A 20,146-nucleotide genomic window follows, 5' to 3' on the forward strand; every position below is an offset into this window, starting at 1 on the left:
CTCGTGATCCTGGGTGCCGCGGACGGCTCCGAGCGCGAGCGTGGTTCTGCTGTCGTCGACTTCGTCCTGGTGGGCGGGCTGCTCACGATGTTCTTTCTGGCCATCATTCAGCTCGCACTGGTGCTGCATGTCCGTAATACGTTGATCGACGCCGCGGCTTCGGGCGCGCGGTACGGGACCTTGGCGGACCGCAGCGCCATTGATGCACGGCAACGCACGGGCGAACTCATCGGGACTGCGCTTAACGCCGACTTCGCCCAGGACATACAGACAAGTGAAGTCACGTTTCAGGGCCTGCGCACACTGGAAGTAACGGTACGGGCGCCGATGCCGGTGATCGGTCTGATCGGCCCGCGGGACCTGCTGGAGGTCAGGGGCCATGCGGCCATCAACAACTGAGCGGCCATCCGCAGCCGAACGGTCCAGGCGGGAATTGTCGCCGCCGTCCGGGCGCCGGTCACGGCCTGGTACTCTAACTGGCCCCCTAACAAGGCCAATCGTGCGCCGCCTCCGCGAAGCGCTGTGCCTTGACCGCCGGGTCCCGGAACAAAGCGGGAACGGCGCCGACCCGGATCTGCGGGCGCAATCCGTCCTGGATGCAGGGCCTGGCACTGCAACGCGGCAGCCGTCCTGCGGGCCCGACTTGGAGGACCGGGGGAGTGCTGTCGTCGAGTTCACGTTCCTGGGCCTGCTCCTCATGGTGCCGGTGGTGTACTTCATCATCACCGTGGCACAGATCCAGGGCGGCTCATTCGCGGTGGTCGGCGCGGCAGACCAGGCGGCTAAGGTTTTCGTGGCCCAACCCGACGAACCGGCCGGTCGGGCAGCAGCAGAGCAGGCAGCCGTCCTGGCCATCGCGGACTACGGCCATCCCGCCGAAAACGCCCGCGTGGAAGTGAGCTGTGATCGTGGGGACTGCATGGCCGCGGGATCTGCGGTCACCGTGACGGTCCATCTCAGCGTGCCTCTGCCTTTTGTCCCCTTCAGCGAAGCATTCCACCTCAACGCCAGCCAGCTGAACGCCTCGGCGACCCAAGTTGTGGGCAGGTTCCGTTGAGTGTCCCCGTACTGCGCCGACCGTCCGCCGCCGCTGAGGGCAGCGTAGCCGCCGGGCCCGAAGACGGGCAGATGACCGTGCTCATCATTGGATTCGTCATGTTGGCACTCCTGGTCAGCACCGTGGTGATGGCCGCGTCCAGCCTCTACATCGAGCACAAGAAGCTCCTGTCCCTGGCGGACGGTGCGTCCGTTGCCGCCGCGGGCAGCTACACCCTGGGCCAGGTGGAATCGGCCGGGGGCACTCCTTCGGCCGTGCTGAGTGGGGACCGCATCAGGAACGTCGCCTCTGACTACCTCAGCCGGAACGGTGCGTTCGGGCGCTTTGACGGGCTGGCCGTCGCTCCGGCGACCGGCACGCCTGACGGTGCCACCGCCGTCGTGGTTCTCAGCGCGGCCGTGCATCCTCCAGTGGTCAACTTCCTCGTGCCGGACGGCATACGGATTGAAGCGGCCTCCACCGCGCGGTCCAGGCTCACTCGCTGACGTGCGCGCACCTACCGCCCATCCCACCGTCCGGCCGAAGGAGGCGGATAGCGTAGGCTTAAACCACCATGGCTCAAATAGATTTTTCTGCAGAGATCCGCGCCTTGCGCGCCACCTACACCTCCATTGAGAACGTCACCAACGTGGAGGCGCTGAAGGAAGACATCGCAGAACTGAGCGAGCGCGCCGGCGAACCGAATCTGTGGGATGACCCCGCAGCCGCTCAGGTGATCACGTCACGGCTGTCGCACCGCCAGTCAGAACTTGAGCGGCTGAACACGCTGGTCTCCCGCATCGACGACCTTGAGGTCCTCGTGGAGCTGGGCCAGGACGAGGACGACGCCGATTCGATGGGCGAGGCCGCCGCGGAGCTCGAGTCGATCAGGAAGTCCCTCAAGGAGCTTGAGGTCGTCACGCTCCTCGCAGGCGAATACGACGAGCGCGAGGCCGTGGTAACCATTCGCTCGGGTGCCGGCGGCGTCGATGCTGCCGACTTCGCGGAAATGCTCCTCCGGATGTACCTGCGCTGGGCCGAGCGGCATGGATACCCCACCACAGTCATGGACACTTCCTATGCAGAGGAAGCCGGGCTTAAGTCCGCCACCTTCGAGGTCAATGCACCGTACGCTTTCGGCACGCTGAGCGTCGAGGCCGGCACACACCGGCTGGTCCGGATCAGCCCCTTTGACAACCAGGGCCGCCGCCAGACGTCCTTCGCGGCGGTGGAAGTCATTCCGCTCATCGAGCAGACCGACTCCATCGACATCCCGGACAATGAGATCCGGGTGGACGTCTTCAGGTCCTCCGGCCCCGGCGGCCAGTCGGTCAACACGACCGACTCCGCCGTCCGGCTGACACATATCCCCACCGGCACTGTGGTGTCGATGCAGAATGAAAAGTCACAGCTGCAGAACCGCGCCGCTGCATTGCGCGTGCTCCAGTCCCGCCTCCTTTTGCTGAAGAAAGAACAGGAGGACGCCGAGAAGAAGGCGTTCGCCGGTGACGTCAAAGCATCCTGGGGCGACCAGATGCGCTCCTATGTCCTGAACCCGTACCAGATGGTCAAGGACCTCCGGACCGAACACGAAGTGGGCAACACGTCAGCAGTGTTCGACGGCGCAATCGACGACTTCATCGAGGCCGGCATCCGTTGGCGCACCGACAACCGCAACGCCGACAAGTAGGCGAGCCGGCCGGCCGGCAACGCGGGCGTGGCTGCGCGACGGACGGGAGGCCGCCCACCAGCCGCCCGGCCTCCGGTTTCAATACAGCGACTTTCAATACAGCGACCTTCTATACTGCGACCTATACTGCGACACGCCCCTCTGACTCACCCGGGAGTTCCTGCCCCCGTAGGTATAGTCGAGAAGCCGGAGCTCTCCTTCCCCCAAGAGAAAGCCCCCGCACCGGTTGCAGACCAGGCCCACAGGGCCGTGTCCTGCAGGGTACATAGGGTCATGATCCGATTCGAAAATGTCACCAAGGTCTACGACCAGACAACCCGGCCCGCGCTGGACTCTGTCACCCTTGAAATCGACCGTGGTGAATTTGCCTTCCTTGTCGGCGCATCCGGATCCGGCAAGTCGACGTTCCTGCGCCTGGTGCTCAAGGAAGACCGCGCCACGTCCGGCACCGTCTATGTCGCAGGGCAAAACGTCGCCAACATCTCAAGCTGGCGCGTTCCGAGGCTGCGCCGCGGAATCGGCGTCGTGTTCCAGGACTTCCGCCTGCTCCCGCAAAAGAACGTGTTCGCGAACGTCGCCTTCGCCATGCAGGTCATCGGCAAAAGCCGCAGCGTCATCCGGGACACCGTCCCCGAAGTACTCAAGACCGTGGGGCTGGAGGGGAAAGAGAAGCGCATGCCGCACGAGCTCTCCGGCGGAGAGCAGCAGCGCGTGGCAATCGCCCGCGCCGTGGTGAACCGTCCCGGCATCCTGCTGGCCGACGAGCCCACCGGCAACCTCGATCCCACCACGTCCATGGGGATCATGGGCGTTCTGGACAAGATCAACCAGAACGGCACCACCGTGGTCATGGCCACGCACGACGACGACATCGTGAATGAAATGCGCAAGCGCGTCGTGGAGCTGAAGAACGGCGTGGTCATCCGCGACGAAGCCCGCGCGCTGTACACGTCGATGATTCCGATCGTCGGCCAGTCCCGCAGGCTCCGCGATGCCAGTGGCCGGGAGGAGGCCGGCGGGGGATTCCCCGCGTCGGACGACCCACGCAACGTGTCGCCGGAAAGGCATACATCCAACCGTTCAGGGGAGGGCCGGCTGTGAGGCTCCAGTTCATCCTCGGGGAAATCGGCAGCGGCCTGCGCCGGAACATGTCCATGGTGGTTTCGGTCATCCTGGTCACCTTCGTGTCACTCACGTTCGTCGGCGCCGCCGGCATGCTCCAGCTGCAGATCAACCAGATGAAGGGCTACTGGTACGACAAAGTCCAGGTAGCGGTCTTCCTCTGCGGTGAAGGTTCGACGGCGGCCGGTTGCGCTTCGGGTTCGGCGACGCCTGAGCAGCAGGACAACTTGCGGACGCTCCTTGAGTCACCGGCCGTTTCCCAGTACATCAACGACTTCCAGTTCGAGTCCAAGGACGACGCCTACAAGCATTTCAAGGAGCAGTTCTCGAACTCTCCCATCGTGGACTCCGTCACCCCGGACCAGCTTCCTGCGTCCTTCCGGATCAACATGAAGGATCCGGAAAAGTACCAGATCATCAGTGAAACCTTCTCCTCGCAGCCCGGGGTGGAAACGGTCATTGACCAGCGGCAGGTCCTGGAGCGGTTGTTTTCTGTCATGAACGCAGCCTCACTGGTGGCTGTGAGCATCGCCGGCGTCATGACGGTCTGCGCGATCCTGCTCATTGCCACCACCATCAGGCTGTCGGCCTTCAGCCGGCGCCGCGAGACCGGGATCATGAGGCTCGTGGGCGCCTCAAAGACGGTGATCCAGCTGCCGTTCATCCTGGAGGGCGTTATCGCAGCCGTGATCGGTGCAGCGCTGGCGTCAGGCACCCTCTGGGCGGTGGCGCACTTCTTCCTCGGCGAATACATGTCCAAGCAGTACCCGGACACGGCATTTATCTCCCCAGCGCAGACCCTGCTGCTGGCGCCGGCGCTCATCGGCCTGGGCGTAGTTCTGGCCGGTACTTCATCTCTGTTGACCCTCCGCCGATACTTGAGGGTATAGGCCATGCATATCGAAGGAACGCCCATGATTGCAAAGCCCGGCCGGCAGCTGCCGAGCGTCCCTTCGGGACGCCAACGCAGGATCATCAGCGCCGCACTCGCGGTGGTGCTGGCCGCCGGGCTCGGATCGTCAGCCCCCGCATTTGCCGGCGACCTGGAAGACCAGCAGGCCGCGCTCAAGGACGAAGCGGCCCGCGTCCAGCAGTCCCTGGAGTTCGTTGATGCGAAGATCTCCAAAGCCGCGGGAGACCTGGTCATTTTCCGCGGCCAGCTACCCGGCGCCCAGCAGGCGCTGCTCGAGGCCCAAGGCCGGGTGGCGAGTGCGGTGAAAGAGGTGGAAGCCCTTGCTGCCCGCGTGGATCTGGCCCAGCAAAACAAGGCGAAGATCACCCAGCAGCTTGATTCCGACAAACAGAAAATTGCCAGCACCAAGAAGCTGATCGGCCAGATCGCCACCCAGGCGTACAAGTCCGGCGGTGTGCCTTCGAACCTGACGCTTTTCTTCGGCTCGAACAACACCGGCAGCCTCACCGACACCATCGACCTTGCAGACCAGGCCATGCGAAGCCAGAACTCCGCCATGGACAAGCTGAGCCAGCAAAATGCCACCAACGTGAATTCGCAGGCCCGGCTGGAAGCTGTTGAGGCGGAGATCCAGGACCTGAAGGCCAAGGCCGACGCCGCCCTGGAGAAGGAAAAAGCCGCCCGCGACGAGGCAGCTGCCAAGAAGGCCAAGGTGGACAAGCTCATCGCGGACACCGCACGCCTGAACAAGCAGCTCGAAGCTGCCAAACCCGGCATCCAGAGCAAACTTGCCGCAGTCAAAGCGCGCCAGGACAAAGTTGCTGCCGAGATCGTTGAACGGGACCGGAAGCTGCGCGAAGCCTGGCTGGCGGAACAGCGGCGCATCGCCGAGGCCGCCGCAGCGGCGGCGCGCGCCCAGGCCGAAGCTGCTGCCCGCGCCCGCGGTGACGAGGAAGCCGCTGCCCGGGCCCGGATCGTGCAGCCGTACGTGCCGCCGGCGGCGGGTCCGCCGTCGGCCTTCGGTCTCCGCCACCCGTTCGACGCCAGCGTCCCGATCACCTCCGGTTTTGGCTGGCGGGCAACGCCGCCGGGCACGATCGACTTCTACGGCGCCGGCGGCTACATGCACACCGGCATCGACTTCGGTGCCGCCTGCGGCACGCCCGTCTATGCGCCCGCGGCCGGCACCGTGATCTCGGCCGGCTGGGCAGATGACGGCGGCGGCAACAACGTCAAGATCTCCCACGGCGTGGTCCAGGGCAATTCGCTGACAACGATTTTCTACCACAACACGAGCGTCGTGGTTTCGGTGGGACAGCAGGTCAGCCAGGGGCAGCTGATCGCGTACTCAGGTACCACCGGTAACTCCACCGGCTGCCACTCGCACTTTGAGACGTGGCTGAACGGCGAAGCAGTCGACCCCATGCGCCTGCTGTGATGCCCTGACCCCGCCGCAACCGGCCGAACGACTGCCGTACACTGGAATGACTTTGCTCCGCGACAGCCGAAGCACCCAACTTTCAAAGATCTGAGGAGTTCTACCGTGCCGAAAGAAAGTGGCCGTAAGGTAGTGGCCACCAACCGGAAGGCCCGGCATGACTACCATGTCCTGGACACCTACGAGGCCGGCATCGCCCTGATGGGCACCGAGGTAAAGTCCCTCCGGGAAGGCCACGCCTCCATGGTTGACGGCTTCTGCACTTTCTACAACGACGAGCTGTGGATGGAGGGTATCCATATCCCCGAGTACAACCAGGGGAGCTGGACCAACCACGCCGCCCGCCGGCGCCGCAAACTGCTGCTGCACCGCGAGGAGCTGATCAAGATCTCGCACAAGGTCAGGGAGTCCGGCTTTACGATCGTGCCGCTCCAGCTGTACTTCCTGGACGGCCGTGCCAAAGTGGAGATCGGGATCGCCCGAGGCAAGAAGGAATATGACAAGCGCCAGACCCTGAGGGAACAGCAGGACAAGCGCGAGGCGCTCCGCGTGATGCGGGAACGCAACCGCGGCTAGGAATTTTTCGCCGGACGGATGCGTTATGATGAATAGTCCGGCAGGAACTTATGGTTCCCGCCGGTTTGGTAACAAAATACGGGGATGATCGGTTTCGACGATGTTAGTCGCGACAGGTGAAGCGGGCCGAGGATGCAGAATTATCTCGTAAACGCTGTCTGCAAACCAATAAGTGCCGAATCTAAGCGCACTGACTTCGCTCTTGCTGCCTAAGCAGTAAGACAGTCCGTCAGCCCGAGGCTGCTATCGCCCCGGATCCTGGCGTCATTTAGATAGCCACTGCTGTTTGCCCCCGTCATCGGGGTAAACGGGACTCTTAGATGACTGGGCCCGGATCAGCCGCCTGTTTGCAGGACGGCTGGGGCCGAGAAAATCCGACGCAAACTGCGCCCGGAGAAGCCCTGACAACACGACATCGGACGGGGGTTCAATTCCCCCCATCTCCACGGTATAAAAGCCGAACACGTACAGCCCGGACCCGCGTCCGGGCTGTACGTGTTTAAGCTCTGTCTTCGGGCGGCGATGTGACCTACGCCGGTGTTCACCGACGGCGTAGCCCGCCGGGGACTAGCCGGGCCGCAGCAGGGGTTGTTCCAGATACCAATCAATTTTCGCCAAGCACGAAACGGCCAAGGGAGGCGCGCCATGTCCACGGCGCCTGCAACTTCACCGGGTCCTGACAGAGACGACGGGCCCCTCGATTCCTACTCCGAGACGGTGATCCGGGTGGCCAGTACGGTCACGCCGCACGTCGCCGCGATCGAAATGACAGGCAACGGGCGCAACGGACGGTTCCGGGTGGGAGCCGGCTCCGCCGTGCTGTTTACGGAAGACGGTTACCTGTTGACCAACGCCCATGTGGTCGCCGGAACGCAGAAGGGCCGCGCTGTGTTCGCAGACGGCTCCGCGACTGACCTTGAAATGGTGGGGGCGGATCCCCTTTCAGACCTCGCCGTGGTCCGCGGCCGGGCGCCGCACGTGGCGCCCGCGGAATTCGGCGATGCCGAATCCCTCCGTGTGGGTCAGCTAGTCATCGCGGTCGGCAACCCGCTCGGCCTCGCAGGTTCTGTGACTGCGGGCGTGGTCAGCGGCTTGGGTCGGGCCATCCCCGTCTGGGCCGGGCGCAACCGCAGGGTCATCGAGGATGTCATCCAGACGGACGCCGCCCTGAACGCCGGCAGTTCAGGCGGTGCCCTGGCGGATGCCCGCAGCAGGATCGTGGGGATCAACACCGCCGTGGCCGGCGCGGGGCTGGGCCTGGCGGTGCCGATCAATAAAACCACCCGACGGATCATCGCCGCGCTTTTGGCTGACGGGCGGGTACGCCGCGCTTACCTGGGCGTGATCAGCACACCCATCAGGCTCGGCCCCAGCGCGGTGATCCGCACCGGCCAGCGCGACGGCCTGCGCGTGGTTGAAGTGCTCTCGGGTTCCCCTGCCGAGCACGCGGGCCTGAAGGTGGGCGACGTGCTGCTGAGGGCGGCATCGCGACCGGTGAGCAACGCCGAAAGCCTGCAAAAGCTGCTCTTCGCCGACGCCATCGGCGAACCCATGGTCATCGTGGTCCTGCGGGACGGGCACGAGCTGGAGATTGTGGCCGTCCCGGCGGAAATGGCGGAGCCCGGCTAGGACGGCACCAGGACCGCTCAAGGGAGCGGGACCGCCAAACATGAAGAGCGGGGCCGGAACCGGCCCCGCTCTTCATTGCATTTACGTGCGGCTATGAACGTTTCTTCAGATGCGCGACGGGATCCGGGGCTCCCTCAAGGGGCCCCTTCGCTTTCTTGTCCGCGCGTTTTTGTTTGATGGTCTTGCCCGCTTTTTTCAGCTGATGCGTGTGCGGTGACTTGTCCGGCATGGCGTGCTCCCTCGTCCGAGGAGCAGGAGAGTGCCCCTCCCTACGTAAATTACGCCTGTTTCGCGCCGAATGTAACTGCCCGGCGAAGGCACCTGCGGCTCAGACGGAAACGTCCGAGATGCCCACGAAGCGGCTGCCCACGCCGTCGAATTCGCTTCTGACGAACCCCGCAGCCGGTGCCGGAATGTCAGCCGGGCTGTGGTGGCTGCAGCTGACGTAGGTAAACTCCGGCCACCATTTTTTGGGCCTCGCGGCCTCCTCGTAGCCACAGACGTCGCAGCGCAGATGAACCCACACCGGGCGCTTTCCCGTGCGGTTGGCCCGCGACTGGAGTAGCCACTGTGGGGGATTGTCCAGGATTTCACCCAGCTCGGCTTCGGTCAGCCGGCTGGGAATGCCGTGGCGCTGGGCCATTTCCATAGGTACATCAAGGGCAATTGCCGCATCGCGTCTGCTAATCATCACAGTCCACGATACGGTAAAGCATGACCGATGCAGCCTCCCGCGCTGTTCCTACAGGACTGCAGCGCCAGGTCCTCATGGTGGCCATCGTGGCGTCGTTCATGGCCATCCTGGACAGCTTTGTGGTCAGCATTGCACTCCCCGCAATAGGCCGGGAACTCGGCGGCGGGCTGCCCATCCAGCAGTGGGTAGTGGACGCGTACCTCCTGACGCTGGGTGCCCTGATCCTCGCCGCCGGCTCACTCTCGGATCACTTCGGCCGCGCCAGGGTGCTGCAATGGGGTCTGGCCGGGTTCGCCGCAACGTCAGTTCTCTGCGGTGCGGCGTGGACCGCGGAGGTCCTGGTGATAAGCCGCGGCCTGCAGGGAGTCGCCGGTGCGCTGCTGGTTCCCAGCTCCCTGGCCCTGATCGTCAACCACTTTTCCGACAGCGCCCAGGGTGCGGCGATCGGCAAGTGGTCTGCCTGGACCAGCGCCGCCGCCATTGTCGCCCCGCTGATCGGGGGAGTGTCCGTGGATCTCCTCTCGTGGCGCGTCATCTTTTTCATCAACGTCCTCCCTGCTGCCGCCATCTGGCCGGTGCTGGCGAAGCTGCGGAGCTCGGACGCTGCGCCCGATCCGGCGAGCAGCATCGACGTTACGGGAGCGCTGCTGGCAGTCGGGGCACTGGGCGGGCCGGTCTATGCCCTGATCGAGCAGGGGACGGCGGGCTGGGCCAGCCCGCAGGTCTGGCTTCCCCTCGCCGCGGGCATCGTGTGCCTGATTCTGTTTCTTGTTCACGAATCCCGGACGGCCTCACCAATCCTGCCGCTGGGAATGTTCACCGTCCGGAACTTCGGCTGGGGCAACGTTGCCACTGCAGCCATCTACGGCGGATTCTCCCTCGGCTTCTTTGCGTTGGGCATCTACATCCAGCAGATCGGCGGCATGAAGGCGACCACGGCGGGCTTTGCGCTCTTGCCGTCCACCGTGATCCTCATGGTATCGGCGTCATTTTTTGGCCGCTTGGCAGGCAAACACGGTCCCCGCTGGTTCATGGCATGCGGGCCGGCACTGTGTGCAGTGGGCTTCCTGCTCACCCTGACGGTGGGCACGCCACTGAGCTACTGGACCCAGGTGCTGCCCGGGCAGCTGGTTTTCGGTCTGGGCCTGGCAATGACCGTTGCGCCTCTCACCACGGCGATCCTCGGTGCCGTTCCGCAGGACCAAGCCGGCGTCGGTTCGGCCGTCAACAACGCCGTCTCGAGGATTGCCGGTCTCGTGTGCATCGCCTTTGCCGGGTTCATCATCGGCCCGGTCCTGACGACAGAGGGCCTGCACCGGGCCCTGATTGCCACGGCGGCGCTGCTGTTGCTCGGGGCGGCCGCCTCGGCCGTCGGAATCCGCAACCCTGTCCGGCAGCAGCAAGCCTGAAAGCGGAGCACGACGGCGGTGCTGGCGCCGCCTGGGCGGCCGGCCCGCCTCCGGGGGGACTACCCGCCGCTGAATGCGATGCCTGCCGCCGCGGCCGCCAGCCCGGCCACGAGGTTGATTCCGACATTGAGCGCTGCGGCAGGGTACCGATCCTCGCTGACCAGCCGGACAGTGGCCGTGGTCCAGGAGCTGAAGGTGGTCAGGCCGCCGGCCAGTCCGGTGGCCAGCGCTGCATGCCATTCCGGTCCGACGCGGCTGCTGAGACCGATCGACAGTCCGATGACAAGGGACCCCGCGACATTGACCAGCAACGTGGCCCAGGGCCAGTGGCGGCGGGGCGTTGGCTTGCCGGCCAGCCAGGTGTCCGCGGCAAACCTGATGAGGGCGCCGGCAATGCCGAACAGTCCCACCAGCAGCGGCGTAGCCAGGACCCCGGCCGTCATGGACTGCCCCAGTTTCCTGCACCGAACGCTTTCCCGGCTTTCCAGCCTACTGCCGCGGCGCCAAGGCCCAGCAGGACGGACAGGGACAGGTAGAGAACCCATACTGCGTGGAGCCCACCGCGAGCCAGCTGGTCCACTGAAGCAACCACCGCTGAGAAGGTGGTGAAGGATCCGAGCAGACCTGGCCCGATGGCGGCACGGAGCCAGAAGGCAGTGTGCGGCCGCGCGATCCAGATGGTGGTCAGCATGCCAAGGACGAAGCTTCCGGCGACGTTGATGGCCAGTGTGGTCCACGGCACGGCGCCGGCGGACTCCGGAAACAGCACGCCGAGACCGTACCGCAGCTCTGTGCCCGCCAGCCCTCCCGCGGCGACGGCGGCCCAGGTCCGCCAGCCGTGGCTGCCGGCCGCTGTCACTGCGGTTCCTTTATCAGCCGACGCAGCCTTCATGCTGCCGCAGTCATGGGGCGCCCGGCGATGGCGTGGCCGTTCATCCGGAGCCGGCCATCCGGCAGCCCGGGTGCACTTCTTCGCTCTGCACCCACAGTGCCGAGGTGACCTCGTCGGCGAGATCAAAGTCGCGGCTTCTGCCCGCCGAAGCGATACGCACCACGAGGGCGCCGCCGAACGGTTTGCGCCTCATGACCTCGACGTCGGAGTCCAGGTCGATCTCTTCGGCGGCCAAGTAGCGCAGCAGCTCCGGATTTTCGTCGCTGATCCGGGTGATCCTGCCAGTATGGCCCTCGTCGAGTTCGCTCATCCGGTGGGCCGGCGGCATCTGTACCGTGCCGTCAGCGGAGGGGATGGGGTCACCGTGGGGATCCCGGGTCGGGTTGCCGAGCCTGGCCGCCATCCGTTCGATGAATGTGTCGGAGACGGCATGCTCGAGCAGCTCGGCTTCGTCGTGCACCTCATCCCAGCTGTACCCCAGGTCCTGCACCAGGTACGTCTCGATGAGCCGGTGCCGCCGGACCATGGAAAGGGCCAGGCGCACGCCCTCCTGGGTCAGGGTGATGGCGCTGTAGGGCTTGTGAAGGACCAGGCCCTGGTCCTTGAGTTTGCGGACCATCTCGGACACCGAGGAATTGGCTACGCCAAGGCGCTGGGCCAGCTGCGTCGACGTAATGGGTTTGTCCTGCCACTCCGTGAAAGAGTAGATGACCTTGACGTAGTCCTCGATCGAGGAGGATGGCGTGCTGGTCTTCACAGATCCAAGCCTACCCGTTGCGGGTGCGGCATCACGCCCTGACGGCCCGCCATGTCTGGGTGAGGTAGGGGAGGCTCAACAGTTCGCCGCGGGCGTGACCCAGATGGTCGTGGAGGTACCAGTCGAGGTTTCCGGTGACCTTGGCGCGGGTGGCCCCGTTGGCGGCGAGGTAGTAGCTGCGCGACTTGGTCAGCTCGAGGATGTCGGCCGTGGTGACCGGGTCGTCCCACCGGGTCAGGTGGCTTTCCAGGCCCGTGAATTCGGGGCCTATGGGCGGACGGAAGTCCGGCTTGTGGACATCGCCGGCGTGCATGATGCGCGAGAGTCTGTGGACCCATGGCACTGACGTATCCAGCTGGTTCCAGATCAGGCCGAGCACTCCGTCGGGTCTCAGTACCCGGGCGATTTCGGTGCTGGCCCGCAGCGGCTCGCACCAGTGCCATGCCTGTGCCACCGTCACGACGTCGAAGGCCGAGCCGGGCAGCCCCGTGTCCTCAGCGGTGCCCTCACGCGCCGCCACTGCCGGATAGGCGACGCGGAGCTGATCAAGCATGTCCGGCGAGGGATCCACGGCGCTGACCGCCAGGCCGCGTTCCACGAGCAAGGCGGTGAACTTGCCGGTACCGGCGCCTATGTCAGCAGCTGTCCGGGCGCCGGCAGGAATGATCCAGTCCGCGGACTCGGCAGGGTAGCCGGGACGGACGCGGTGGTAGTGTTCGCCACCGTCCTGGAAACTCTGCCCGAGTTCCTGACGCCGCCACTGGTCGAGTTTGGGGCCACCGCGTGCCACGCGCCGTCTCCTTAGGGCAGGCTGAAAATTTACCCTTCGAATTTACCGCATGGAGCACCCTGGCGGAGTGCCGGGATCAGTCCAGCGCGCAGGGGGCCGCGCCGGCGGTGCCGGGGGTGTTGGGTGCCCAGTCCGGGTAGCTGCGGGTGTCGTTGGCCGGAACCCAGCGTCCCGAGTCCACCACATAGTCCCAGCCGAGGCCGGTGCGGCGCAGTTCTTCGATGCCCGCGAGGAGCCGCTGGGCGTCCTCGAGCCGCGAACCTACGCCAAAGCTGGCGCGCAGGGAGCCGGACGGAAGTCCCAGGCGCTTGAGCAGCGGGTGGGCGCAGAAGCGGCCGTCGCGGAGTCCGACGCCGTGTTCGGCGGAAAGGTAGGCCGCCACCAGGCCGGCGTCGTAGCCTTCCACTGAGAAGTTCACTACGCCGATCGTGTCGTTGTCCGCGTCGGTGTCCGAGAAGATCTGGTGCACGGTGACGCCTTCGATCCTCCGCAGCCCCTCGACGAGGAAGGACCGGATGGCCGCCTCGTGGGCGTGCCAGCGCTCCTGGTCCAGGGCAGCGACCACCTGCGTTGCGCGGGCCAGGGTGGCAGCGCCCAGGACGTTGGGCGAACCGCCTTCATGCCGGGCGGGGCCGGTGGTCCAGCTGACGCCGTCGAGCCGGGCCTCACTGACAGCGCCGCCGCCCGCAAGGTGCGGGGTGCCGGCGTCGAGCCAGTCAGGGCGTCCCACCAGGACGCCGGAACCGAACGGCGCGTAGAGCTTGTGGCCGGAAAAGGCGAGATAATCGACGTCGTCCGCGGCGATGTTGATGCGGCGGTGCGGAGCGAGCTGTGCCGCGTCCACCACGATCCGGGCGCCGAACTCGTGTGCCAGCGCGGCAAGGCGGCGGATTGGCAGTATTTCGCCGGTGACGTTGGAGGCGCCGGTCACGGCGAGGAGGCTGACGTCGCCATGCTCCAGTTCAGCCCGGAGGCTGGCGATGGTGGCCTCGAGGGTGGCGGATGCCACCACGCTGCGGTGCGGCACGCCCTGCCAGGGCAACAGGTTGGCGTGGTGCTCGATGTCGAGGTACAGGACTTCCCCCGTGTGGTGGTGGTCCTCCACCGGGAGGCAGCCTGCCAGCAGGTTGAGGGAGTCCGTGGTGTTGCGCGTGAAGATTACGGAGTCATCCGGGCGGCCGCCGACAAAGTCGCGGACGATGTTCCGGGCGTTCTCATAGACCGACGTGCTGATCTGCGATGCGTAACCCGCGCCGCGGTGCACGCTGGCGTAGAACGGCAGGATCTCGTTGAGGTAAGCCGACACCACGGACAGCGCAGGTGCCGACGCGCCGTAATCGAGGTTGGCGTAACGCACGTGGCCGCCCTGGATCAGCGGAGCCTGGATCTCGGCGCCGGTAACTGCGGCCAGCGGCCGTCCGGCAGCGGCAATGCGATCGTCGAGCAGGCCGGCGCCGGTGTTGGAGGAGAACGTTGCAGTAGTCATGGGACCTCGCTGTGAAAGGACCCCTTTGTGACGGGGATCCGCGCTTGCCGGGTCCGTTCCGGACCGGCCTGGTCGTCACCCGGGGCACCCCACCGCGAATGGAGGGTTGCCGGCCAGCAAACCGGGGTTTCGCGCTGGCACTCGTGACCTGTAAAGAGCGTAGGACATCCCGGCGGGCGATGGAAAAGGCCAACGTGAATGTTAAGCGGTTTGTTACAGCCCCGCTTCATCTGGCCGGAATGCCGAACATACGCCGGCGGACGCCCTCCTGAGGGGGCGCCCGCCGTCGATAATTCTTCGGAAAGTTTGTTGGACCGAACTACAGCAGGTCGTCCAGCTGTGGGTTGAGCCGCTTGAGGACCTCCGAATGAAGGATGGAGTTGGTGGCCAATGCGTTGCCGCCGAAGGGACCGTCGGTTCCTTCGAGTGAGGTGAAGCGGCCGCCGGCTTCCGTGACGATGGGCACCAGCGCAGCCATGTCATACAGGTTCAGTTCCGGCTCGCAGGCGATGTCCACGGACCCTTCCGCCACCATGCAGTAGGACCAGAAATCCCCGAAGGCGCGGGTGCGCCAGACGTCTTCGGTGAGGGCGAGGAACTCGTCGAGGTTCCCGCGTTCTTTCCAGCCGCCGAGGCTCGAGTAGGACAGCGAAGCGTCCGAAAGATTCGAGACATTCGAGACTTTCAGCCGGGTGGCTGCGGCAAGGGAGCGCCCCATGTAGGCGCCCGCGCCCTTGGCTGCCCACCAGCGTTTGCCGAGGGCCGGGGCGCTGACGACACCCACCACGGGCTCGCCTTCATCGACGAGCGCAATCAGCGTGGCCCACACCGGCACCCCGCGGACGAAGTTCTTGGTGCCGTCGATGGGGTCAATGATCCAGCGCCGGGAACCGTGGCCCGAACTGCCGAACTCCTCGCCGAGGACGGCATCGCGGGGGCGGGAGCGGGAGAGCTGGCCCCGGATGGACTCCTCGGCGGCTTTGTCGGCATCCGTGACCGGCGTCAGGTCGGGCTTGGTTTCGATCTTAAGGTCCAGCGCCTTGAACCGGCTCATGGTCTGGTCATCCACGGAATCCGCCAGTACATGGGCCAGTCGCAGGTCATCGTTGTAGCTCGAAGCGGGTTGGGTCATGGTTCCAAACTACCGTCAAAGGACCGGCGGGGCGGGGATGTCCGCATGCCGGAGCCGCCGGGGAGACTAGCTGACGCTTCCCAGTTCCTTGGCTTCCTGGGCCTCCATGCGCGGATCGGTGCCCAGCAGGCGGCGCAGGGACGCTAGCCTCGCAGGCCCGGAAGGGCCTGCGTGGCCGGCTTCCACCCAGGCATCCACGCCGCAGTTGACGGCGGTTGCATCGTGCTTGCAGCCGCGTTCGCAGGCTTCGGTGCCGGGCTCCAGGTCAGGGAAGGAATGCAGGATTCGGTCCGGGTCCACATGCGCGAGGCCAAACGAGCGGATCCCCGGGGTGTCGATGATCCAGCTCCCGGTGGGCGCGTCCGCGAGCTTGAGCGCGAGGGCCGACGACGACGTGTGCCGGCCGCGTCCCGTGACGGCGTTAACGCCGCCGGTTGCCCGCTCCGCGCCGGTCAATGCATTCACCATGGTGGACTTGCCGACGCCGGAGTGGCCCAGCATGACAGTCACCTTGCCGTCCAGGTGGGCGCGCAGCTGGGAGACGGCGTCAAGGTCGAGGCGTGCGGACAAGCCATCATCGGAGCGGGCGTCGATGCCCGACGCCGCAGAGTCCGCTGTGCGGCTAATGATGACGGGGAAGTCGAGATGGCGGTAGTTGTCCAGCAGCTCGGTGGGGTCCTTGACGTCTGCCTTCGTCACGAGCAGCAGCGGCTCGATGCCGGCGTCGTAGGCGGCCACCAGCGCGCGGTCGATGAAACCGGTGCGGGGCTCCGGATTGGCGGCAGCCACCACGACGACCAGCTGGTCCGCGTTGGCCACCACGGCGCGTTCAATCGGGTCAGTGTCGTCCGCGCTCCGGCGCAGGAGCGTTTTCCGGGCCTGGATCTTTACGAGCCGGGCGAGCGTGTCCGGAGCACCTGACACGTCACCCACGAGGGATACGAAGTCGCCGGCCACCACGGGGGAGCGGCGGAGCTCGCGGGCCCGGGCAGCGATGATCGTCCGCTCGTCGCCGGAGTCCTCACCCACCACTGCCGTATACCGGCCACGGTCAACGGTGATGATGCGTCCGGTGACGGCATCGTCATGGCTGGGACGGTCTTTGGTGCGCGGACGGGAGCCCTTCTTGTTCGGGCGGATCCGGACGTCGGATTCGTCCCAGGACTCAGTGCTGCGTGCCACCGCTGGTCCCTGCGTTGTTCCTCTGGGTGCGGCCGGTCCGCTGTGTGAGCATGTCCGCCCACAGCTGCGGGAAGTCCGGCATGGTCTTGGCCGTTGTGCTGATGTCCTGGACTTCGACGCCCTTCACGGCCAGTCCGAGGATGGCGCCTGCAGTGGCCATCCGGTGGTCAGCGTAGCTGCGGACCACACCGCCATGGAGCTTTGCGGGCCGGATGATCAGCCCGTCGCCCGTCTCTTCGGCGTCTCCGCCCAGCCGGTTGATTTCCGTGACGAGTGCGGCGAGGCGGTCTGTCTCGTGCCCGCGGAGGTGTGCGATGCCGCTAAGCCGTGACGGGCCGGTGGCGAGGGCGCAGAGCGCCGCGACAGTGGGGGCCAGTTCGCTCGTTTCCGCGAAGTCGGCGCCCGTGATCTCGCTGCCTCCGGTGACGGTCAGCGTTCCGTCCTGCAGTGTCACGGCCGCGCCCATATCCGTCAGGATGCTCCGCCAAAGATCGCCCACCTGAGTGGTGTGTTCGGGCCAGTCCGGGATCCGCACAGTGCCGCCCGAGGCGAGGGCCGCGGCCAGGAACGGCCCGGCGTTGGACAGGTCCTGTTCGATTTTCTCATCAAAGGCACGGATCGGCCCGGGGCTGACGATCCAGTGGTTCGGAGTGGAGTTGTCCACTTCCACACCCACGCCGCGCAGCACGGCCACGGTCATGTTGATGTGGTCAAGGCTTGGGACAGCGTCTCCGGAGTGTTCGAGGTGCAGGCCTTCGGTGAAGCGTGCGCCGACGAGCAGCAGCGCGGAGACAAACTGGGATGACGCGCTCGCGTCGATGACGAGATGGCCGCCGCGGACCTCTCCCGTCCCGTCAACGCGGAAAGGCAGGGAAGAGGGTGTCCCGCCGGCGTCGCCGCGAACGGTGACGCCGAGGGCCGCCAGCGCCTCGATGATGGTTCCCATCGGCCGCTCCCGGGCGTGCGGGTCGCCGTCGAACACAGCGACACCGTGGCGCAGGGCTGCCAGAGGCGGAACGAAACGCATGACAGTGCCGGCCAGGCCGCAGTCGATGGCGACGTCCATGGCGCCGGAACCGGACGGGATGGGCGTCACCTCGAGGTCGGGGCCGAAGGTACTGTCGCCCGGCACCTCGCGGACGTCGGCGCCGAGTTGCCGGAGCGCACCGATCATCAGCGCGGAATCCCGGGAGTGCAGCGGGGCACGCAGGCGGGAGGGCCCGTCGGCCAGCGCCGCAAGCACGAGATACCTGTTGGTCAGTGACTTCGAACCGGGGACGCGCACGGTGGCGTCCACCGGCTGCTCCGCAAACGGCGCGGGCCAGTGCGGAGCGGCGCCGGTGTGGTCAGCGGGCGCGTCCGTGATGGATCCTGTCATTCGTGCCTATGCCCCTACCGCGTGGTCTACGGCCTTGCGGACTGCCTTGTCGGCCTTGTGCAGCTTCTTTCCGGTGGTCTTGCGGGCGTCCGCGGCGAGGTGGCTTGCCGTTTTCCGGGCGTCAGCTGCGAGGTGCTCCGCGCGCCAGGCAAGGCTAGGCTTGCCCGCGGTATCAACGGAGGCCAGCAGCACGCCACCGGTAAGGGTGACGTTCTTGAGCAGCTGGTTGCGGCGGGCGTCCCGGCCTTCCTTGCTGCTGATGTCCGCACTGCGCCATTCAACGAACGCGTTCAGCGCTGAGATGATGGCCAGGAGGGTAGCGGACAACCGCGCGAACTTGCCGACGGCGAACAGGACGCCGGCGCCCACCTGGGTTCCGCCGATCACCCGGGCCAGGACCTTCTCGTTGGTCTGGAACGGAAGTGTTTCCGCGGCGCGGCGCAGGAGGGGGGACAACTGTTCCACAGTGTCGTCCGCATTCCTGAGCTTGTCCACGCCGGCGAGGACGAAACTTGAAGCCAGCATCGGCCGGGCGAGAAAACGGACAAAGGACATGAATTTCCTCCTGGATGGACGAGCCGCGGTGACTGCGGCGGAGTCGGTTCTAGTCTTGCACTTTTGCGGAATATTTGCCCGCTTGGCGTCGTTGTGCACTGCAGATCCGGAACACCCCGGGACAGCAGTCCTGGACCGTTGCCGGCATCGAAACATGGTTGGGCGGCGTCCCGGACGGCCTTTTGCCGCAGAAGCCTGCGCAAGGGACCGGTCCGCGGGAGACGTGCCGCCGGACAGGGCTTTGGCGGCCTGGGGCGCACGGAGCACCCGGGGTGTCGAGTGCCCGACATGCGGGAAAGTGGAGTGGAGATGGAGCTTTGACTTTGGTGAAAGACGCTGTAGAGCTGCGGGGACCTATTGACGTGTCGGCATTTGACGTGCCGCTGGAGGAGTCCGCCGAACTTCCCTATGGCGCCAACCCTGGCCCAAGGGCAGTTCCGCGGGTGACAGTAGACTTGAAGGCAATGAGCACCGTGGATCCGGCCCTAGAGGCCACGCAAGAGGACGCAGGGAACGCCGCCGACGACATCAGCGCGCCGGAGATCAGCGCGCCGCAGGCCGCGGAGCTGGCGGAGGAAATCGACGTCGCCACTGAAAGTCCGGAGGCGCGGCGGGCCCGGTTTGAGCGCGACGCCATGCAGTACGTGGACCAGTTGTACTCGGCCGCAATGCGCATGGCCCGGAACCCGTCGGACGCGGAGGATCTCGTCCAGGAGGCCTACACCAAGGCGTTTTCGGCATTCCATCAGTACAAGCCAGGGACCAACCTGAAGGCCTGGCTGTACCGGATCCTGACGAACACCTACATCAATCTCTATCGGAAGCGGCAGCGTGAGCCGCTGCAGTCCAACTCGGACACCATCGAGGACTGGCAGCTCGCCAGGGCTGAGTCGCATACGTCCAGCGGGCTCCGTTCGGCGGAGGCAGAGGCCCTCGACCACCTGCCGGATTCGGACGTCAAGCGCGCGCTGCAGGCGATTCCGGAGGAATTCCGGCTGGCTGTCTACTTCGCCGACGTCGAAGGCTTCGCATACAAAGAAATTTCAGACATCATGAACACCCCCATCGGCACCGTCATGTCCCGGCTTCACCGCGGCCGAAAGATGCTGCGGGACATGCTCGCGGATTACGCCGCTGAACGGGGATTCAAGGCTGCTGAACCCAACGCAGCAGCGGAAAGCAACAAACAGGAGAACAGGAAATGAGCGACTGCCAGGGATTGGGCGATTGCGACGACGCCCGGATGCAACGTATCTACGAGTATCTGGATGGTGCCCTGACCCGCAGTGATATTGCGGAGATCAAACATCACCTGGACGAGTGCCCGGAATGCACGCAGCAGTATGACCTCGAGTGCGTCATCCGCAACATGGTCAAGCGGTCCTGCACGGAAGCCGCTCCGGAAAACCTCAAGAACGCAATCCTGGACAGAATCCACAGCATCCGGCCAGTGGACGCCTGACGCCG

Annotated in this window: 23 protein-coding genes, 1 other RNA gene and 1 riboswitch; of the genes, 13 read left to right on the forward strand and 11 right to left on the reverse strand. The window is 65.7% G+C overall.

The window, feature by feature from the left end:
• Positions 1-3: 3 nt before the first annotated feature.
• The 10 genes from AC1DD3_RS01155 to AC1DD3_RS01200 all read left to right on the forward strand — a co-directional run bounded on the left by AC1DD3_RS01155 (position 4) and on the right by AC1DD3_RS01200 (position 8,404).
• The gene (locus AC1DD3_RS01155) at positions 4-399 is read left to right on the forward strand and encodes a TadE family protein (RefSeq protein WP_476874650.1); all 396 of its coding nucleotides are present in this window, start codon (positions 4-6) and stop codon (positions 397-399) included.
• A 100-nt stretch (positions 400-499) separates the two neighbouring features.
• Positions 500-1,057 (forward strand): hypothetical protein, encoded by a 558-nt coding sequence (locus AC1DD3_RS01160; protein ID WP_476880791.1) that lies wholly within the window; start codon positions 500-502, stop codon positions 1,055-1,057.
• A complete protein-coding gene (locus AC1DD3_RS01165; protein WP_476880792.1) occupies positions 1,054-1,542 on the forward strand; it encodes a pilus assembly protein TadG-related protein in 489 nt (162 codons plus the stop codon). Before AC1DD3_RS01160 ends, AC1DD3_RS01165 begins: the two co-directional genes overlap by 4 nt.
• 68 nt (positions 1,543-1,610) lie before the next feature.
• Positions 1,611-2,726 (forward strand): peptide chain release factor 2, encoded by a 1,116-nt coding sequence (gene prfB / locus AC1DD3_RS01170; protein WP_230116961.1) that lies wholly within the window; start codon positions 1,611-1,613, stop codon positions 2,724-2,726.
• 273 nt (positions 2,727-2,999) lie between these two features.
• Positions 3,000-3,827, forward strand: coding sequence for a cell division ATP-binding protein FtsE (gene ftsE / locus AC1DD3_RS01175; protein WP_476880793.1), 828 nt, complete (start codon positions 3,000-3,002; stop codon positions 3,825-3,827).
• A complete protein-coding gene (gene ftsX, locus AC1DD3_RS01180; RefSeq protein WP_230116959.1) occupies positions 3,824-4,738 on the forward strand; it encodes a permease-like cell division protein FtsX in 915 nt (304 codons plus the stop codon). The genes ftsE and ftsX overlap by 4 nt, the downstream gene beginning before the upstream one ends.
• A 24-nt stretch (positions 4,739-4,762) precedes the next feature.
• Positions 4,763-6,199: a peptidoglycan DD-metalloendopeptidase family protein gene (locus AC1DD3_RS01185; RefSeq protein WP_476880794.1), complete on the forward strand. Its 1,437-nt coding sequence runs from the start codon at positions 4,763-4,765 to the stop codon at positions 6,197-6,199.
• A 105-nt stretch (positions 6,200-6,304) separates the two neighbouring features.
• Complete coding sequence (smpB, locus tag AC1DD3_RS01190; protein ID WP_230116957.1) at positions 6,305-6,775, forward strand: SsrA-binding protein SmpB; 471 nt, start codon at positions 6,305-6,307, stop codon at positions 6,773-6,775.
• An 80-nt stretch (positions 6,776-6,855) separates the two neighbouring features.
• Positions 6,856-7,224, forward strand: a transfer-messenger RNA (tmRNA) gene (gene ssrA / locus AC1DD3_RS01195).
• A 196-nt stretch (positions 7,225-7,420) separates the two neighbouring features.
• Positions 7,421-8,404 (forward strand): S1C family serine protease, encoded by a 984-nt coding sequence (locus tag AC1DD3_RS01200; protein ID WP_230116956.1) that lies wholly within the window; start codon positions 7,421-7,423, stop codon positions 8,402-8,404.
• A gap of 91 nt (positions 8,405-8,495) precedes the next feature.
• Here AC1DD3_RS01200 and AC1DD3_RS01205 read toward each other — a convergent pair whose 3' ends face one another.
• Together AC1DD3_RS01205 and AC1DD3_RS01210 are read right to left on the reverse strand one after the other, a co-directional pair.
• Positions 8,496-8,633, reverse strand: coding sequence for a hypothetical protein (locus tag AC1DD3_RS01205; RefSeq protein WP_230116955.1), 138 nt, complete (start codon positions 8,631-8,633; stop codon positions 8,496-8,498).
• Positions 8,634-8,732: 99 nt separating this feature from the next.
• Entirely contained in the window at positions 8,733-9,095 is a 363-nt protein-coding gene (locus tag AC1DD3_RS01210; RefSeq protein WP_230117053.1) for a hypothetical protein, read from the reverse strand.
• 23 nt (positions 9,096-9,118) lie between these two features.
• Here AC1DD3_RS01210 and AC1DD3_RS01215 point away from each other — a divergent pair, with 23 nt between their 5' ends.
• A complete protein-coding gene (locus tag AC1DD3_RS01215) occupies positions 9,119-10,507 on the forward strand; it encodes an MFS transporter (protein ID WP_476880795.1) in 1,389 nt (462 codons plus the stop codon).
• A gap of 59 nt (positions 10,508-10,566) precedes the next feature.
• Here the strand turns inward: AC1DD3_RS01215 and AC1DD3_RS01220 are convergent, their stop codons facing one another.
• The 9 genes from AC1DD3_RS01220 to AC1DD3_RS01260 form a co-directional block, all read right to left on the reverse strand.
• A complete protein-coding gene (locus AC1DD3_RS01220; protein ID WP_230116953.1) occupies positions 10,567-10,950 on the reverse strand; it encodes a fluoride efflux transporter FluC in 384 nt (127 codons plus the stop codon).
• Positions 10,947-11,399, reverse strand: a complete 453-nt coding sequence (locus AC1DD3_RS01225; RefSeq protein WP_476880796.1) for a FluC/FEX family fluoride channel — start codon at positions 11,397-11,399, stop codon at positions 10,947-10,949. The genes AC1DD3_RS01220 and AC1DD3_RS01225 overlap by 4 nt, the downstream gene beginning before the upstream one ends.
• 40 nt (positions 11,400-11,439) lie before the next feature.
• Positions 11,440-12,156, reverse strand: a complete 717-nt coding sequence (locus AC1DD3_RS01230) for a metal-dependent transcriptional regulator (protein ID WP_476880797.1) — start codon at positions 12,154-12,156, stop codon at positions 11,440-11,442.
• Between the two features lie 31 nt (positions 12,157-12,187).
• Positions 12,188-12,946 carry a class I SAM-dependent methyltransferase gene (locus AC1DD3_RS01235; protein WP_476880798.1) on the reverse strand — a complete coding sequence of 253 codons (759 nt, stop codon included), beginning with the start codon at positions 12,944-12,946 and terminating at the stop codon, positions 12,188-12,190.
• A 76-nt stretch (positions 12,947-13,022) separates the two neighbouring features.
• Positions 13,023-14,432 (reverse strand): aminotransferase class V-fold PLP-dependent enzyme, encoded by a 1,410-nt coding sequence (locus AC1DD3_RS01240; protein ID WP_230116949.1) that lies wholly within the window; start codon positions 14,430-14,432, stop codon positions 13,023-13,025.
• 35 nt (positions 14,433-14,467) lie between these two features.
• Positions 14,468-14,581: riboswitch (SAM riboswitch) on the reverse strand.
• A 170-nt stretch (positions 14,582-14,751) separates the two neighbouring features.
• On the reverse strand, positions 14,752-15,564 hold the full coding sequence (hisN, locus tag AC1DD3_RS01245) for a histidinol-phosphatase (RefSeq protein WP_230116948.1): 813 nt from the start codon (positions 15,562-15,564) through the stop codon (positions 14,752-14,754).
• Positions 15,565-15,630: 66 nt separating this feature from the next.
• Positions 15,631-16,746, reverse strand: a complete 1,116-nt coding sequence (gene rsgA, locus AC1DD3_RS01250; RefSeq protein ID WP_230116947.1) for a ribosome small subunit-dependent GTPase A — start codon at positions 16,744-16,746, stop codon at positions 15,631-15,633.
• Positions 16,730-18,124 (reverse strand): 3-phosphoshikimate 1-carboxyvinyltransferase, encoded by a 1,395-nt coding sequence (gene aroA / locus AC1DD3_RS01255; protein WP_476880799.1) that lies wholly within the window; start codon positions 18,122-18,124, stop codon positions 16,730-16,732. The genes rsgA and aroA overlap by 17 nt, the downstream gene beginning before the upstream one ends.
• A 6-nt stretch (positions 18,125-18,130) precedes the next feature.
• Positions 18,131-18,679, reverse strand: coding sequence for a DoxX family protein (locus tag AC1DD3_RS01260; protein ID WP_230116945.1), 549 nt, complete (start codon positions 18,677-18,679; stop codon positions 18,131-18,133).
• A 317-nt stretch (positions 18,680-18,996) separates the two neighbouring features.
• Between AC1DD3_RS01260 and AC1DD3_RS01265 the strand changes: the two genes are divergently transcribed.
• Positions 18,997-19,884, forward strand: coding sequence for a sigma-70 family RNA polymerase sigma factor (locus tag AC1DD3_RS01265; RefSeq protein WP_476874661.1), 888 nt, complete (start codon positions 18,997-18,999; stop codon positions 19,882-19,884).
• The gene (gene rsrA / locus AC1DD3_RS01270; protein WP_230116943.1) at positions 19,881-20,141 is read left to right on the forward strand and encodes a mycothiol system anti-sigma-R factor; all 261 of its coding nucleotides are present in this window, start codon (positions 19,881-19,883) and stop codon (positions 20,139-20,141) included. The genes AC1DD3_RS01265 and rsrA overlap by 4 nt, the downstream gene beginning before the upstream one ends.
• Positions 20,142-20,146 lie beyond the last annotated feature (5 nt).

Source organism: Arthrobacter sp. 05T444, assembly GCF_056395905.1.

Bases quoted from the DNA above. Each gene is read 5' to 3' on its own strand.
- prfB (WP_230116961.1), top strand. From the start codon at position 1,611: ATGGCTCAAATAGATTTTTCTGCAGAGATCCGCGCCTTGCGCGCCACC.
- ftsE (WP_476880793.1), top strand. From the start codon at position 3,000: ATGATCCGATTCGAAAATGTCACCAAGGTCTACGACCAGACAACCCGG.
- AC1DD3_RS01185 (WP_476880794.1), top strand. From the start codon at position 4,763: ATGATTGCAAAGCCCGGCCGGCAGCTGCCGAGCGTCCCTTCGGGACGC.
- AC1DD3_RS01200 (WP_230116956.1), top strand. From the start codon at position 7,421: ATGTCCACGGCGCCTGCAACTTCACCGGGTCCTGACAGAGACGACGGG.
- AC1DD3_RS01205 (WP_230116955.1), bottom strand. From the start codon at position 8,633: ATGCCGGACAAGTCACCGCACACGCATCAGCTGAAAAAAGCGGGCAAG.
- AC1DD3_RS01210 (WP_230117053.1), bottom strand. From the start codon at position 9,095: ATGATTAGCAGACGCGATGCGGCAATTGCCCTTGATGTACCTATGGAA.
- AC1DD3_RS01215 (WP_476880795.1), top strand. From the start codon at position 9,119: ATGACCGATGCAGCCTCCCGCGCTGTTCCTACAGGACTGCAGCGCCAG.
- AC1DD3_RS01220 (WP_230116953.1), bottom strand. From the start codon at position 10,950: ATGACGGCCGGGGTCCTGGCTACGCCGCTGCTGGTGGGACTGTTCGGC.
- AC1DD3_RS01225 (WP_476880796.1), bottom strand. From the start codon at position 11,399: ATGAAGGCTGCGTCGGCTGATAAAGGAACCGCAGTGACAGCGGCCGGC.
- AC1DD3_RS01240 (WP_230116949.1), bottom strand. From the start codon at position 14,432: ATGACTACTGCAACGTTCTCCTCCAACACCGGCGCCGGCCTGCTCGAC.
- hisN (WP_230116948.1), bottom strand. From the start codon at position 15,564: ATGACCCAACCCGCTTCGAGCTACAACGATGACCTGCGACTGGCCCAT.
- aroA (WP_476880799.1), bottom strand. From the start codon at position 18,124: ATGACAGGATCCATCACGGACGCGCCCGCTGACCACACCGGCGCCGCT.
- AC1DD3_RS01260 (WP_230116945.1), bottom strand. From the start codon at position 18,679: ATGTCCTTTGTCCGTTTTCTCGCCCGGCCGATGCTGGCTTCAAGTTTC.
- rsrA (WP_230116943.1), top strand. From the start codon at position 19,881: ATGAGCGACTGCCAGGGATTGGGCGATTGCGACGACGCCCGGATGCAA.